This is a genomic window from Providencia sp. UF-183 (assembly GCF_058246155.1).
The window spans coordinates 34,014-49,254 of sequence record NZ_JBSICD010000016.1 but is presented as its reverse complement, the minus strand read 5'-3'; the positions used below and the strand labels follow the sequence as shown (position 1 = coordinate 49,254).

General features: G+C 44.3%; 15 protein-coding genes. 9 read left to right on the top strand and 6 right to left on the bottom strand.

The features are described 5' to 3' along the window. Positions 1-7 precede the first annotated feature (7 nt). The 5 genes from rng to AC4IFT_RS15000 all read right to left on the bottom strand — a co-directional run bounded on the left by rng (position 8) and on the right by AC4IFT_RS15000 (position 4,721). A complete protein-coding gene (rng, locus tag AC4IFT_RS15020; protein ID WP_353243674.1) occupies positions 8-1,477 on the bottom strand; it encodes a ribonuclease G in 1,470 nt (489 codons plus the stop codon). Continuing rightward, on the bottom strand, positions 1,474-2,061 hold the full coding sequence (locus AC4IFT_RS15015; RefSeq protein ID WP_490733470.1) for a Maf family protein: 588 nt from the start codon (positions 2,059-2,061) through the stop codon (positions 1,474-1,476). The genes rng and AC4IFT_RS15015 overlap by 4 nt, the downstream gene beginning before the upstream one ends. A gap of 36 nt (positions 2,062-2,097) precedes the next feature. Further along, entirely contained in the window at positions 2,098-2,586 is a 489-nt protein-coding gene (mreD, locus tag AC4IFT_RS15010) for a rod shape-determining protein MreD (RefSeq protein ID WP_219244591.1), read from the bottom strand. A gap of 45 nt (positions 2,587-2,631) precedes the next feature. Then, a complete protein-coding gene (mreC, locus tag AC4IFT_RS15005) occupies positions 2,632-3,594 on the bottom strand; it encodes a rod shape-determining protein MreC (RefSeq protein ID WP_490733473.1) in 963 nt (320 codons plus the stop codon). An 83-nt stretch (positions 3,595-3,677) separates the two neighbouring features. Then, a complete protein-coding gene (locus AC4IFT_RS15000; RefSeq protein WP_047756254.1) occupies positions 3,678-4,721 on the bottom strand; it encodes a rod shape-determining protein in 1,044 nt (347 codons plus the stop codon). A gap of 607 nt (positions 4,722-5,328) precedes the next feature. On the opposite strand from AC4IFT_RS15000, the gene acuI reads away from it, so the two are divergent. The 9 genes from acuI (at position 5,329) to fis (ending at position 13,308) form a co-directional block, all read left to right on the top strand. Beyond that, the gene (gene acuI, locus AC4IFT_RS14995; protein WP_490751727.1) at positions 5,329-6,312 is read left to right on the top strand and encodes an acrylyl-CoA reductase (NADPH); all 984 of its coding nucleotides are present in this window, start codon (positions 5,329-5,331) and stop codon (positions 6,310-6,312) included. A 231-nt stretch (positions 6,313-6,543) separates the two neighbouring features. Beyond that, entirely contained in the window at positions 6,544-7,008 is a 465-nt protein-coding gene (gene aroQ / locus AC4IFT_RS14990) for a type II 3-dehydroquinate dehydratase (RefSeq protein ID WP_219244594.1), read from the top strand. 18 nt (positions 7,009-7,026) lie between these two features. Beyond that, positions 7,027-7,497, top strand: coding sequence for an acetyl-CoA carboxylase biotin carboxyl carrier protein (gene accB / locus AC4IFT_RS14985; RefSeq protein WP_273802911.1), 471 nt, complete (start codon positions 7,027-7,029; stop codon positions 7,495-7,497). Between the two features lie 12 nt (positions 7,498-7,509). Then, positions 7,510-8,856, top strand: a complete 1,347-nt coding sequence (accC, locus tag AC4IFT_RS14980) for an acetyl-CoA carboxylase biotin carboxylase subunit (protein ID WP_490733478.1) — start codon at positions 7,510-7,512, stop codon at positions 8,854-8,856. Between the two features lie 175 nt (positions 8,857-9,031). Further along, entirely contained in the window at positions 9,032-9,274 is a 243-nt protein-coding gene (locus AC4IFT_RS14975) for a YhdT family protein (protein ID WP_225818540.1), read from the top strand. Further along, positions 9,264-10,703: a sodium/pantothenate symporter gene (gene panF, locus AC4IFT_RS14970; protein WP_490733480.1), complete on the top strand. Its 1,440-nt coding sequence runs from the start codon at positions 9,264-9,266 to the stop codon at positions 10,701-10,703. The genes AC4IFT_RS14975 and panF overlap by 11 nt, the downstream gene beginning before the upstream one ends. Before the next feature lie 116 nt (positions 10,704-10,819). Beyond that, positions 10,820-11,704: a 50S ribosomal protein L11 methyltransferase gene (prmA, locus tag AC4IFT_RS14965; RefSeq protein ID WP_490751726.1), complete on the top strand. Its 885-nt coding sequence runs from the start codon at positions 10,820-10,822 to the stop codon at positions 11,702-11,704. Between the two features lie 316 nt (positions 11,705-12,020). After that, positions 12,021-13,004 (top strand): tRNA dihydrouridine synthase DusB, encoded by a 984-nt coding sequence (dusB, locus tag AC4IFT_RS14960; RefSeq protein WP_490733484.1) that lies wholly within the window; start codon positions 12,021-12,023, stop codon positions 13,002-13,004. Between the two features lie 7 nt (positions 13,005-13,011). Then, on the top strand, positions 13,012-13,308 hold the full coding sequence (gene fis / locus AC4IFT_RS14955; protein WP_004258438.1) for a DNA-binding transcriptional regulator Fis: 297 nt from the start codon (positions 13,012-13,014) through the stop codon (positions 13,306-13,308). Between the two features lie 80 nt (positions 13,309-13,388). On the opposite strand, the gene AC4IFT_RS14950 is transcribed toward fis, so the two are convergent. Continuing rightward, positions 13,389-14,945 (bottom strand): methyl-accepting chemotaxis protein, encoded by a 1,557-nt coding sequence (locus AC4IFT_RS14950; protein ID WP_490751724.1) that lies wholly within the window; start codon positions 14,943-14,945, stop codon positions 13,389-13,391. Positions 14,946-15,241 lie beyond the last annotated feature (296 nt).

Here is a 15,241-nt window from a genome sequence, read left to right as displayed (position 1 = left end):
CAAACAGCTACATCATCACAACATCAAAGCGTTCTTGACTGTATAACGGCTCAGTCTGAACTTTCACTTGCTTCCCAACGAAGATTTCCACTTCCGCCAGTGCATGTGATTCATCCCCTTTAAGCACATCTACCACGGCTTGGGATGCGTACACCAAGAAGCGATCAGCGTCGATCGTGCGGTGAACCCTCACGATTTCACGTAAAATTTCATAACATACCGTTTCCACTGATTTCACCGTACCACGGCCTTGGCAAGTTGGGCAGTCATCACACAGTACGTGTTCAAGGCTTTCCCTTGTCCGCTTACGGGTCATTTCCACTAAGCCAAGCTGTGAAAAACCATTAATCGTGGTTTTGACTTTATCTTTGCTAAGTGCTTGTTCCAATGAGGCTAATACACGGCGACGGTGCTCAGCATCAGTCATATCAATAAAGTCGATGATGATGATCCCGCCTAAATTGCGCAAACGTAGCTGGCGTGCAATCGCTTGAGTTGCTTCAATATTGGTATTGAAAATAGTTTCTTCTAGATTACGATGGCCAACAAACGCCCCCGTATTGATGTCGATGGTGGTCATGGCTTCAGTTTGGTCGATAATCAGGTAGCCACCTGATTTTAATTCAACTTTTCTGTCCATCGCCCGTTGAATTTCATTTTCAACATCAAATAAATCAAAAATGGGCTGATTGCCTTGGTATAACTCCAGTTTTGCCGTCATTTCCGGCACATACTCTTCGATAAATTCTTGTAATTGAGTATAGGTCAAACGGGAATCAACGCGAATTCTGTCGAGATGAGCGCCTGCAAAATCACGGATAATGCGAAAAGCGAGCGCTAATTCACCATAAATTTTAGTGCGAGTCACATTACGTTTTTTCCGTTCAATGACTTTCGCCCAAAGACGTTTTAAGAAAGCAGCATCTTGCTTAACGTCATCTTCACCCACACCTTCCGCTGCGGTACGAATAATAAAGCCACCGTTTTCGTCACAATATTGGGCAACACACTGTTTTAAGCGTTCACGTTCTTCTTCACTTTCAATACGTTGAGAAACTCCGACATGGGAAGCCCCCGGCATGAAAACTAAATAACGTGAAGGTAGCGTAATGTCTGTCGTCAAACGAGCACCTTTGGTGCCCAGCGGGTCTTTCACCACTTGCACAATCAGGTCTTGACCCTGTTTAACCAGCTCAGCAATGTCCCTAACGTGGAAATTTTTTTGCTCATCACCCGCAATGCATTCGGTGTGCGGCATGATATCTGATGCATGCAAAAAAGCGGCTTTATCCAGACCAATATCAACAAAGGCCGCCTGCATTCCGGGTAGAACGCGGCTCACGCGGCCTTTGTAAATATTCCCTACGAGTCCTCTTTTTGCTTCTCGCTCAACATGTATTTCTTGTAAGATCCCACCATCAATATAAGCTACGCGCGTTTCAGATGGTGTAATGTTCACTAATAGTTCCGCTGTCATGACTTCCCCTTACCATCACCTAACGCTAAAAATCGTTGAATTAATTCATTTGTTTCGACCAAAGGCAAACCCACTACGCCGTGGTAACTGCCATTAATTTTCCGAATAAAACGCCCACCAAGACCTTGAATTGCATAGGCACCTGCTTTATCCATGGGTTCACCTGACTGTATATAATCCTGTATTTCAAGTAAAGATAACCCGCTGAATGTCACATCTGTCACAATCAATTCGTGTAATGTCTGTTGGCGATTAGAAAGGGCAATAGCAGTCATCACTTGATGAGTTTTACCCGCTAGCGCACTGAGCATCTCTTGGGCATGTTGATTATCACGGGGTTTTTCAAGGATCCGCCCTTCCAGAACGACAATCGTATCCGCCCCTAAGACAGGCTTATCTTCGGGTGCCATGGCAACACCAGCTAAGGATTTATCACGCGCAAGACGCTGCACATAGCCTTCAGGCGTCTCACCCGGTTGCCACTGTTCCTCTACCTCTGGACGTAAAATTTCAAAAGAGTAGTCAAGATATTGCACCAATTCGCGTCGACGAGGTGAGCCTGATGCCAGATAGATTAAATTCATAAAACATATTTCCCGTCAGAAACGACAGCTAAACCCTTAACACACTGAAAACTGTCGACGAATTTTTCGTAAAAGCAAAAATAACCATGGCCACAGGATACCATTGACGAGGCTATTCCAGAATACTTGCGGATGGAATAATACCTGAGATGATAAAAATTCAGCCCAGAATACCGCCAAATCTTGAATAACGGTCAATAACATAATCACCAGCGCTTGCTGCCATAGCGCCATATTACGTAATAATTGGTGTTTATAGGCGACGAGATAACAAATAATACTGAAAGAAAGAGCATGAACGCCCAGAGCTGAGCCTTGAATGGAATCAACAATAATACCTAAAATAAAGCTGGTGCCGACGCTCACGCGATGTGGCAGCGCCATCACCCAATACGCTAAAATCAGCAGCAGCCATGATGGCCGATAAAAGTTAAGCTGTTCCGGCCACGGCATGACTTGCAAAATCAGCGCAATAATAAAGGACAGCCAAATAATCGCTCGCCCATTACCACGGTATTCATCCATTTAATTCATTCCTCCTACCCATAACCATAATAACGTTTCCTTTACCTATGGTTGCGGTGCCATTGATGGTGGCAGTGGTGGCCCTTGAATTTCACTTGGATTCGGTAAAACTTGCGGGAGCACTTTCATTAAGCGTTCATTCGCTGCACGGTAGACTTCTGAAGGCTGTAATGGTGTTTTCGGATCGCTATCATTACCCCACAAAAGAAGCAGATAACGTAAACGTTGCAGCTCCGCGCTTGGTCTCGCACTGATAATGGTATACGCACGCTGTGTATCATGTTTAACCGCTGAGACGACCCCAACAGGGTAACCTTCAGGGAAGCGTCCACCGAGGCCAGAGGTAACGAGCACATCTCCAACACGGATATCCGTATTTTCAGGCAATGGTTCAAGCTGTAAATCATCCGCACACCCTGAGCCGGCAGCAATAACACGCACATCATTGCGCAGCACCTGTACAGGAAGGGCATGTGTGGTATCGCAAATTAATAACACACGGCTATTAAAGTTGCTCACACCCACCACTTGACCGACAACGCCTTTATCACTAATAACGGGTTGCCCTTCATAAACACCTTCGTTACTGCCTTTATCAATCACAACTTGGTCACGATAAGGCGTGTTCGCACCAGAGATAACTTGCGTCACCATCATGTGTTCATCTTGGCGTAACGGAGAGCCGAGCAGTTCCCTTAAGCGTGCATTTTCTTGCTTAAGCTGCTCCAGTAACAGGTTATCGGCTTTTTTCAGTAACAACTCTTGGCGCAATGCTTTGTTTTCAAATTGCAGCTGTTCCCGAGAAGAGAAACTTTCTGAAATGTTATCCAGAAACTGGCGTGGACCATTAGCTAAAAAATAGAATGGGCTTACCGCCGTGTCTAAATAGTTACGGATTTTATTGAAGGGCTCGAATCGATGGTCAATCACCACCAGCACAAGTGCAATGATTACCGCAAAAAAGATGCGTAACTGTAGGGATGGACCTCGCCTAAAAATGGGCTTCATGTGCGGCTATGTTTCGCTAATGTCAGAGGATCAAAAATAGTCAAAGCAGCTAGGTATCGACCTAACTGCTTATAGTTGGCCATTTAGTCTTCGCTAAACAGGTCACCACCGTGCATATCAATCATTTCTAACGCTTTACCGCCACCACGGGCGACGCAGGTTAGTGGATCTTCTGCAACGATAACTGGAATACCAGTCTCTTCCATTAATAAGCGATCTAAATTACGAAGAAGTGCACCACCACCCGTTAAGACCATTCCGCGTTCTGAAATGTCAGACGCTAATTCAGGCGGACACTGTTCCAGCGCAAGCATAACCGCGCTAACGATACCCGTTAACGGCTCTTGTAATGCTTCTAAGATTTCATTGGAATTCATTTTGAAACCACGTGGAACCCCTTCAGCAAGGTTACGACCACGGACTTCAATTTCAAACACTTCATCAGTAGGGAATGCAGAACCAATACCGTGTTTAATACGCTCAGCCGTTGCTTCACCAATCAGTGAACCATAATTACGACGAACATAGTTAATGATGGATTCATCAAAACGGTCACCACCGATACGAACAGAGGATGAATACACGACACCGTTTAATGAGATAACAGCAACTTCAGTTGTACCACCACCGATATCAACCACCATCGAACCGGTTGCTTCAGATACAGGGAGGCCTGCACCGATAGCGGCAGCCATAGGCTCTTCAATTAAGAAGACTTCACGCGCACCTGCACTTAAGGCAGATTCACGAATGGCTTTACGTTCAACTTGCGTTGCACCGACTGGCACACAAACCAACACACGCGGGCTTGGACGCAAGAAGCTGTTGCTATGAACTTGTTTAATGAAGTGTTGTAACATTTTTTCAGTCAAGAAAAAGTCAGCGATTACGCCGTCTTTCATTGGTCTGATTGCAGAAATATTACCTGGTGTACGTCCCAGCATCTGTTTAGCTTCACCACCGACTGCTGCCACGCTTTTCGGCGAACCTGCGCGGTCTTGACGGATGGCTACTACAGAGGGTTCATTTAATTTGACGCCCTGTCCTTTGACATAAATGAGGGTATTGGCCGTACCCAAGTCAATAGACAAGTCATTAGAAAACATGCCACGAAATTTTTTAAACATAACGAAAGAGTTATCCTGCAAGCTGGGGACGAATGTAAACCCGTCTACTCTACCAACCACTTGAAGCGGTCTCAAGACGTTAATGAGCTGCTTCTATAAATATGGTCAATTCATCTATTTTTCACGTACCGTACTGTACATGCTTCTTATCTAAACGAAGCAGATAAAAACCTCAAAAATAGATATTAATTTCACTTTTTCCATCACTAGATAGAATTACGTAAAAATAACCCCTACTCTTTGGCTGTTATATACTCCATTGTTTGTATTCCCAGTGTGACAAGTAATTGTGACTACAAGTTCAAATAATATTTATATCTTTTTATTATTGCTACGCACTGGTTATTTTCACTACAAATCAGATGAATTTCACGAGTGTTCGCTCTACTATCTACCAAAAATGAGGCAAATTTGTATTAGTACGCAAAATGAATTCGTCGCGATGCGTTATTTTGCATGATAAAAGCCTATTTATGCCAGAAAAAAATGATTTTTTACAAAATAATTACATTATTAATAGCTTAAGAACCCTCATTACGTCAATGAAATACCCTTAATTTTTCGGCATTTTAAATGACATATTTAATCATTTCACTAGGAGTGAACGATGAAAGCTCTCGTCCTAAACAAATCCGATGAAAAAATCACCGCTGATATCCAATCTCTGACAACGGAAATGCTACCTGCCGGGGATATTATAGTCGATATTCACTGGTCCACACTAAATTATAAAGATGCCCTCGCCATCAACGGAAAAGCGGGTGTTGTCAGACAATATCCGATGGTTCCAGGGATTGATTTTTCTGGGGTTATTCACCACAGTGAAGACCCGCGTTTTCAAGTTGGGCAACATGTATTATTGACGGGATGGGGGGTTGGTGAAACCCATTGGGGCGGCTTAGCATCCCAAGCCCGTGTTCCCGCGAATTATTTAACCCCACTTCCTGAACAACTCTCTTTAAAACAGGCGATGGTTATCGGCACGGCAGGTTTTACCGCCATGCTCTGTGTGAATGCTTTAGAGGATGCAGGTATTACGCCTGATAAAGGTGAAATTGTTGTCAGCGGAGCAAGTGGTGGTGTCGGAAGTACCGCGGTTCAATTGCTATCTATATTAGGCTATGACGTAGTCGCGATTTCGGGTCGCGAAGAAAATAACGCCTATTTGCAGAAGTTAGGCGCAAAACGCGTCCTACCGCGCAGTGATTTTACTCATCCGGCAAAACCTTTAGACAAACAGCTTTGGGCAGGTGCTATCGATACCGTTGGCGGGGAGTTGCTCGCAAACTTGCTGGCACAAACTCATTATAACGGCGCTGTCGCCGCGTGCGGATTAGCGGGTGGCTTTAACCTACCGGCCAGTGTGATGCCATTCATTTTGCGTAATGTGCGCCTACAAGGGGTCGACTCTGTCTATTTCCCTGCAGCAAAACGCGCAAAAGTGTGGGAACGCCTTGCACAATTGCTGCCAGCGTCTTTCTATGAGCAAGTGTGCTCTGAAATTAAATTGGAAGATGCCGCTGAATATGCAAGAAAACTATTAAAAAATGAGGTCACTGGGCGTACCCTAGTTAATCTTTGCGAAAAATAACCGAATATGTGCGGCCATCTGTTAAAAATACGGATTACCGCACATTTCACAAAATAAATTCGGGTAATTTCTCTGATAAGACCAGTATTTTGCTGCTATATGCCACGAAATAATTATAATAGCGTCCTTTGTCAGTAGAAATTCCATTTATTTTTATGATAAAAGATGACAAACGCGCAACATCGCGTTATGTTGTCGGACTATTGATATATCGTCGGAGTTAGCAGCATAATGGCAGAAGATATTCACATTTTACTCTTGAACGGGCCGAACCTAAACCTGCTAGGTACACGGGAGCCAGACAAGTACGGCAACCAAACTCTTGCTGATATCGTCGCTAAATTAGGCGTTGAAGCAGGCCAGTTAGGTGTAAAATTGAGTCATTTTCAATCAAATGCGGAACATGAACTCATCGATAGAATTCATGCTGCACGCCATGATGTTGATTTTATTCTCATTAATCCGGCTGCATTCACACATACTAGCGTAGCTCTACGTGATGCATTACTGGCTGTGTGTCTCCCGTTTATCGAGATCCACCTGTCGAATGTGCATGCGAGAGAACCATTTCGCCAACATTCTTATTTCTCCGATATGGCTGTCGGTGTAATTTGTGGTCTAGGCGCTGACGGCTACAGCTTTGCTTTACAAGCTGCAGTTAACCGTGTGCGTCTAATTAATTCAATCCAAATATAAGAGTACGGAATCATATCCATGGATATTCGTAAAATTAAAAAGTTGATCGAGCTAGTCGAAGAGTCTGGCATTTCTGAACTGGAAATTTCTGAAGGTGAAGAGTCAGTACGTATTAGCCGTGTCGCTCCTGCTTCTCAGGTTATGGCTGCACCTCAACAATTTTACTCAGCACCTGTTGCACAACAACCTGCACTGGCAAACGCTGTTGCACCATCTGAAGCGATGGCTACACCAGCGGCTCCTGCAACCGTTGCAGGGCACCAAGTTCGCTCACCAATGGTAGGAACCTTCTACCGCGCACCAAGCCCAGAAGCGAAATCATTCGTTGAAGTTGGCCAAACTGTTAGCGTTGGTGACCCACTTTGCATCGTTGAAGCGATGAAAATGATGAACCAAATCGAAGCAGACAAAGCAGGCGTTGTTAAAGCCATTCTGTTGCAAAACGGTGATGCAGTAGAATTTGACGAGCCATTAGTTGTCATCGAATAACGAGGCGTCTCCATGCTGGAAAAAATTGTCATCGCAAACCGCGGAGAAATCGCACTACGTATCTTGCGTGCCTGTAAAGAATTAGGCATTAAAGCTGTAGCGGTTCACTCCACGGCTGATAGCGATCTAAAACACGTGTTGCTGGCTGATGAAACCATTTGTATCGGCCCAGCAGCCTCTGCAAAAAGCTACTTAAATATCCCTGCGATTATCTCCGCAGCAGAAATTTCAGGCGCACAAGCGATTCACCCAGGATATGGTTTCTTGGCTGAAAACGCTGATTTTGCAGAACAAGTTGAAAACTCAGGCTTTATTTTTATCGGTCCAAAAGCTGAAACCATCCGCCTAATGGGTGACAAGGTTTCTGCGATTAGTGCGATGAAAAAAGCGGGAGTTCCGTGCGTTCCGGGTTCTGATGGCCCATTAGGTAACGACACTGAAAAAAATAAAACCATCGCAAAACGTATCGGTTTCCCTGTGATCATCAAAGCCTCTGGTGGTGGCGGTGGTCGTGGTATGCGTGTGGTTCGCAACGAAAAAGATTTGGAATCTTCCATTAATCTGACGCGTGCAGAAGCGAAAGCGGCTTTCAATAACGATATGGTTTACATGGAGAAATACCTTGAAAACCCACGTCATATTGAAATCCAAGTCATGGCTGATGGCCAAGGCAACGCGGTTTATTTAGCAGAACGTGACTGTTCAATGCAACGTCGCCACCAAAAAGTGGTTGAAGAAGCACCAGCACCGGGGATCACCCCTGAAATTCGCCGTAACATCGGTGAACGCTGTGCCAATGCCTGTATTGAAATCGGTTACCGTGGTGCGGGTACCTTTGAATTCCTGTTCGAAAACGGTGAATTCTACTTTATCGAAATGAATACCCGTATTCAGGTTGAGCACCCAGTGACTGAAATGATCACCGGTGTTGACTTAATCAAAGAGCAATTACGCATTGCCTCTGGTTTACCATTATCTGTGAAACAGGAAGATATCGTGGTTCACGGTCACGCTGTTGAGTGTCGTATCAACGCAGAAGACCCGAAAACCTTTATTCCTAGCCCAGGTAAAATCACACGTTTCCACTCTCCAGGTGGCTTCGGTGTGCGTTGGGAATCTCATATCTACGCAGGCTACACTGTACCTCCGTACTATGACTCAATGATTGGTAAGCTGATCACCTATGGTGAAACTCGTGAAATTGCGATCTCTCGTATGAAAAACGCATTGAATGAGTTAATCGTTGATGGCATCAAAACCAACATCGAGCTGCACCAAATGATCATGAACGATGAAAACTTCCAAAAAGGTGGAACCAACATCCACTATTTAGAGAAAAAATTGGGCATTTCTGAGTAGTCTTGAAATTGTCTGTTTGACTCATCGTCAATAAATGCCGCAACGCCCTGCTTTGCGGCATTTTTTTGTACTAAACACCTTTTCTCTCACTTTTCTTATGCCTTTTCTTACACTCTACCTACGGATTATCGTACAATCCCTGATTATTTTTTATGTGAGTGAGGAGGAATAACGGATGGACAAACGTTTTCTTCAATCCAATAAGGAAGCGCGCTGGTCTCTCTATTTGACCATCGCATACATGATAGGCTGGATAATTAGTGCCTATCTACCTGATAATACGCGAGGTATCACTGGCCTACCATTATGGTTTGAGTGGTCATGCCTTATTGTACCCGTCATCTTTATTTTGCTCTGCATTATGATGGTTAAAATCATTTTTAAAGATATTCCTCTGGAGGAGAAGGATGCAGATTGAAGTTCTTCTACCTTTAATTGGTTACCTAGCGCTGGTTTTTCTGTTATCCGTCTACGCATACAAGAAACGGACGAAAGGGGAATTCCTCAATGAATACTTTTTAGGTAACCGTTCAATGGGCGGGTTCGTCCTTGCCATGACCATTACTGCAACCTACATCAGTGCAAGTTCATTTATTGGTGGGCCCGGTGCTGCATATAAATATGGCCTAGGCTGGGTGCTACTTGCCATGATCCAGCTGCCTGCTATTTGGCTGTCTCTGGGAGTATTAGGCAAAAAATTCGCTATCTTGGCGCGCCGTTATAATGCGGTGACCCTCAACGATATGCTGTATGCTCGCTACCAGAGTCGGTTTTTAGTGTGGTTCGCCAGTGTTAGCCTACTTATCGCCTTCTTTGGCGCGATGACCGTGCAATTCATTGGCGGGGCAAGACTGCTCGAAACCGCTGCGGGTATACCCTATACGTATGGGCTAATTATCTTCGGTGTCTCCATCGCACTGTATACCGCAATTGGCGGGTTTAGAGCGAGTGTCCTAAACGATGCCTTGCAAGGGCTGGTCATGCTGCTAGGAACAGTGATTTTACTCGTTGCCATTATTTATCACGCCGGTGGTTTACCCACTGCAATTGAAAAAATGCAGGCCATTGACCCGAAATTAGTCTCCCCTGAAGGCGCTGACGATATCCTAAGTGGGCCATTCTTAGCCTCATTCTGGATTTTGGTCTGTTTTGGTGTGATTGGTTTACCGCACACTGCGGTACGTTGTATTTCCTACAAAGACAGTAAAGCAGTTCACCGCGGTATCATTTTAGGCACCATCGTGATGGCTGTATTGATGTTTGGAATGCATTTCGCAGGCGCATTGGGCCGAGCAATCTTACCTGACCTAACCATCCCTGACCAAGTTATCCCTACCTTGATGGTACAAGTGCTACCGCCTTTTGCCGCTGGCATTTTCTTGGCGGCACCTATGGCAGCAATTATGTCCACTATCAATGCTCAGTTACTGCAATCTTCAGCGACCATCGTCAAAGATATTTACCTGAATGCGGCACCTGAACAAATAAAAAATGAGAAGAAGCTCGCACGAATTTCTAGCTTTTCTACCCTGATCCTAGGTGCATTACTTCTTATTGCCGCGTGGAACCCGCCACAAATGATCATCTGGCTAAATCTACTCGCCTTCGGAGGATTAGAAGCGGTTTTCTTGTGGCCATTAGTACTTGGTCTGTACTGGGAAAAAGCCAATGGAACGGGCGCGATAAGTGGCATGGTTGTCGGGGGAGTTTGCTATGCAATCTTAGCAAGCTTCAAAATCGAAATTATGGATTTCCACGCCATCGTGCCATCACTGATTTTTAGCTTAATTGCGTTTCTTGTTGGTAATCTTTTTGGCAAAAATCCAGTACAATTGGCGACAAATTAATTTAGAGACCTATTTTTTGGTATGTCTCGCAACATGACATTCATGCTCTGAATAACTTGGGTTATCTGCCCCTACAATGGGATAACCCAAACTATAACGAGCATTTAAGGAACACTATGCCTTGGATCCAAATCAAAATTAACTCCACAGCTCAACACGCAGAAGCACTGGGTGATGAATTGATCGAAACGGGTGCTGTCTCTGTGACATTTCAAGACAGCCACGATACCCCTGTTTTCGAGCCCTTACCGGGGGAAACACGCCTGTGGGGTGATACCGATGTGATTGGCTTATTTGACGCAGAAACGGAGATGAAATTCGTTGTTGCTCAATTAGAAAATAGCCCTCTGCTGGGTGCTGGTTTTGCCCATAAAATCGAACAGTTAGAAGATAAGGATTGGGAAAGAGAGTGGATGGATAACTTCCATCCAATGCGCTTTGGTGAGCGCCTATGGATCTGCCCAAGCTGGCGAGATGTTCCCGATCCAACTGCGGTTAACGTGATGCTGGATCCGGGCTTAGCATTTGGGACGGGTACACACCCAACGACGTCACTGTGCTTACAATGGCTTGATAGCCTTGATTTAGAAGGTAAAACCGTGATCGACTTTGGTTGTGGATCTGGGATTTTAGCGATCGCCGCTCTCAAGCTCGGTGCCGCTCATGCCATTGGGATCGATATTGATCCTCAAGCGATTACGGCAAGCCGCGATAATGCAGAGCGTAACGGGGTTTCAGAGCGTTTATCTCTCTACTTATCGAAAGACCAACCTCAAGACCTCCAAGCCGATGTGGTTGTTGCTAACATCCTTGCTGGGCCATTGCGTGAATTAGCGCCAATGATTAGCGTACTGCCACGTGCAGGTGGATTACTCGGACTTTCAGGTGTTCTCGCAACACAAGCAGAAGGTGTCGCTGATGCTTACCGCGAATCCTTTGAAATCGACCCAGTTGCTGAGAAAGAAGAATGGTGCCGCATCACAGGTGTCAAGCATTTTTAGCAGAAATATTATAAAAATCAGAGAATAATTTCTTTGAAAATAACGCCAGAATAGATTATCTTATAGCTCAAATATTGCTCAATTGCTGGCGATAATCTGTTCTGCACGAGATTTGAACAGTGCAACAGTTATTTTAATAAATAGTTACGTAACCACTTTAACTATTTGTTAAATATAACTAATTTTAAAATTGCAAAAATGCAAGATAAAAAAATTAGTGATAAATAACCGTTTGCTCAAAGTTTGTCCTTTCATATCTCGTAAAAAATGCGTAATATACGCGCCCTTGCAGTCACAGTATGGCCCCCATTTAGATATGCGAATCGGACAATATCAGTTGAGAAACTGTCTTATTGCTGCCCCCATGGCAGGCATTACAGATAAACCGTTTAGGTCGCTCTGTTATGACATGGGTGCTGGAATGACAGTATCGGAGATGCTTTCTTCTAATCCTCAAGTTTGGAAGACTGACAAATCTAGACTCAGAATGGTTCATCGCGATGAACTTGGGGTTCGTTCTGTTCAAATAGCTGGCAATGATCCCGATGAAATGGCTGCCGCGGCTCAAATCAACGTTGAGAGTGGCGCTCAAATCATCGATATCAACATGGGCTGTCCAGCTAAAAAAGTGAATCGTAAGCTTGCAGGTTCGGCACTGTTACGTTATCCAGACATCGTGAAATCGATTCTTGAAGGCGTTGTTAAAGCAGTGGATGTTCCCGTTACTCTTAAGATCCGCACAGGCTGGTCACCTGAAGAGCGAAACTGCATAGAGATTGCCAAATTGGCCGAAGATTGTGGCATTCAAGCCCTCACTATTCACGGCAGAACTAGAGCCTGTCTGTTTAATGGGGAAGCTGAATATGACAACATTCGGGCAGTTAAGCAGACTGTTACCATTCCGGTTATTGCCAATGGCGACATTACTGACCCGCTTAAAGCCAGAGCAGTTCTAGACTACACAGGGGCGGATGCCTTGATGGTAGGCAGAGCGGCTCAGGGAAGACCCTGGATCTTTCGGGAAATCCAGCATTATCTGGACACAGGTGAGATTTTGCCACCAATGCCTATGGCAGAGGTACAACGCATTATGCTCGCGCACGTACAGGAATTGCACGACTTTTATGGTCAAGGCAAAGGAGCCCGTATCGCGCGCAAACATGTTTCTTGGTACTTAAAAGAACATGCACCTGATGACCAGTTTCGGCGCTCATTCAACGCCATTGAGGATGCCAGCGAACAGCTGGAGGTGTTGGAAGCATTTTTTGAAAATTTTTGCGTAAATAAAGATAAGAGCTGACAGAACTATGTTCGAACAACGCGTAAATTCTGACGTACTAACCGTTGCTACTGTAAATTCACAAGATCAAGTAACTCAAAAACCGTTACGTGACTCAGTTAAGCAAGCACTGAAGAACTATTTTGCTCAATTAAACAATCAAGATGTTAATGATTTATATGAGCTGGTATTGGCTGAAGTAGAACAGCCTTTGTTGGACATGGTTATGCAATATACCCGTGGAAACCAGACCCGTGCTGCCCTGATGATGGGTATCAACCGCGGAACTCTGCGTAAGAAACTGAAAAAATACGGCATGAACTAATCCTAGTCGGTTAATGCAGTGTTTTTGTGAGCCCTCGCTGTGAGCAGTGAGGGCTTTTTATTGTCTTAGATTTCGTAAAATTAAGCCATTTGTGGATTTAAATTAAACTGCTGAACCGCCTGCTGCAACTCCTGCGTTTGCTCTGCTAATGAGCTGGCAGCGGTTGCCACTTGTTCAACTAAAGAAGCATTTTGCTGTGTGACACTGTCCATCTGTGTAATCGCTACACCAACCTGTGCAATGCCTTTGCTTTGTTCCTCAGAAGCCACCGTTATCTGCTTCATAATCGCAGTCACTTCATTGATGCCTTGCAGGATGTTTTCCATGGTTTTACCCATTTCATTGACTAACCCTGTCCCTTTTTTAACACAGTCCCCTGAATCAGCAATCAAACGTTCGATTTCCATTGCGGCATCCGCACTGTGACTCGCTAACTTACGAACTTCAGCCGCTACGACCATAAAACCACGGCCATGCACACCCGCCCTTGCTGCCTCAATTGAGGCATTTAGCGCTAATATATTAGTTTGAAAACTAATATCGTTAATCATATTGATAATATCTGCGATTTTTTGTGAGCTTTGGGATATCTCATTCATTGTCACCACAACGGAATCAACGAGAGTATTTCCTTTATTTGCCACGACAAACGCTTCACTCGCTAATTGGTTCGCTTGAAGGGTATTTTCCATATTCAGCTGCACCGCAGCGGTAATTTGTTCCATACTTGCCGCCGTTTCTTCTAATGCCGCCGCTTGCTCCTCCGTTCTCGATGAAAGGTCGCTGTTACCATTGGATATTTCGCTCGCACCAAGATAAATATTTTCACTGCCCTGCCGTATCATGCTAACTGACCCACGTAAGCTTGTCTGCATCTCTTCAAGCAACGGAAATAACTTACCAACACAATTATTTCCAAAAGGTTGAATCGTTTGGCTAAGGTCGCCTTTCGCTATCCGCGAAAAGGATTGCCTTAATAAATCCAAGGGCTTTTGCATCATCGCAGCAAGGTAGCGATCGGTGAAAATCAACGTTAGAACACCGAGTACTGTCGCGACAATCATCACGACACGCGTAATATCCATTTGGTTGTCGACATGACTGCGTGTTGCACTGATCATCTCTTCTGCTTCTTGATTAAACTTTTGGATTGATGCCCCAAATGTTCTGCTCAATGCGGGAGTCACGTTATGCGCATGAGTAAGGTATTCCTGTGAGTTATCTCCCATCCCAAAAACTAACTGTGGCTTAACGCCCTCATCCAGTAGTGCTTGCCAGCTACCAATTACTTGCTCAGAAATTTCAGTGTTCATTGGCCCCGGCGAAATCGCTTTCATCTGCTCGAGATAGCTTGCCATGTTCTCCAACGCATCCTTAACAGGCGCATAATCAATGGCTTTTCCCTCATTTTTACTTTCCATTACTCGCGTTAACCGAGTCACAAAACGAAAATATTGGTCATTACCTTGGCTCAGTATCGTCATTTGTTTGACAAGTTGCCGGTCAATATCATTACCATCTGCGATACGGGATAGTGACCAACCGCTGTATAAACTGGTTCCCCCTAAGATCACACATAAAATACCTAGCAATACGAGCATGACAGCACGAATTGAGTAGTTTCGAAGTTTCTGCATACAATTTCTCTTTTGGTGGGATAAAATGACGATATTTAACTTTATCGGCGATAAAGAGAAAAAAATTAGCCACTGAAACGGCTTAGTTAATAGACAAAAAGCAATTAAACAAGTAAAAACACTTATAATTCAACAGGGTTATTATTTAGTTTTAAGATAATTAATTTTACATACGGTATAAATTAATTTTATAAATTTGATAAAGATCGCTAAATACAGTTTCTTAACCCTAAGCTTATGCACCAGCTTTTATCTTTGCCCAATACTGTTCTTATACTCAATTCCCGCTACATAAT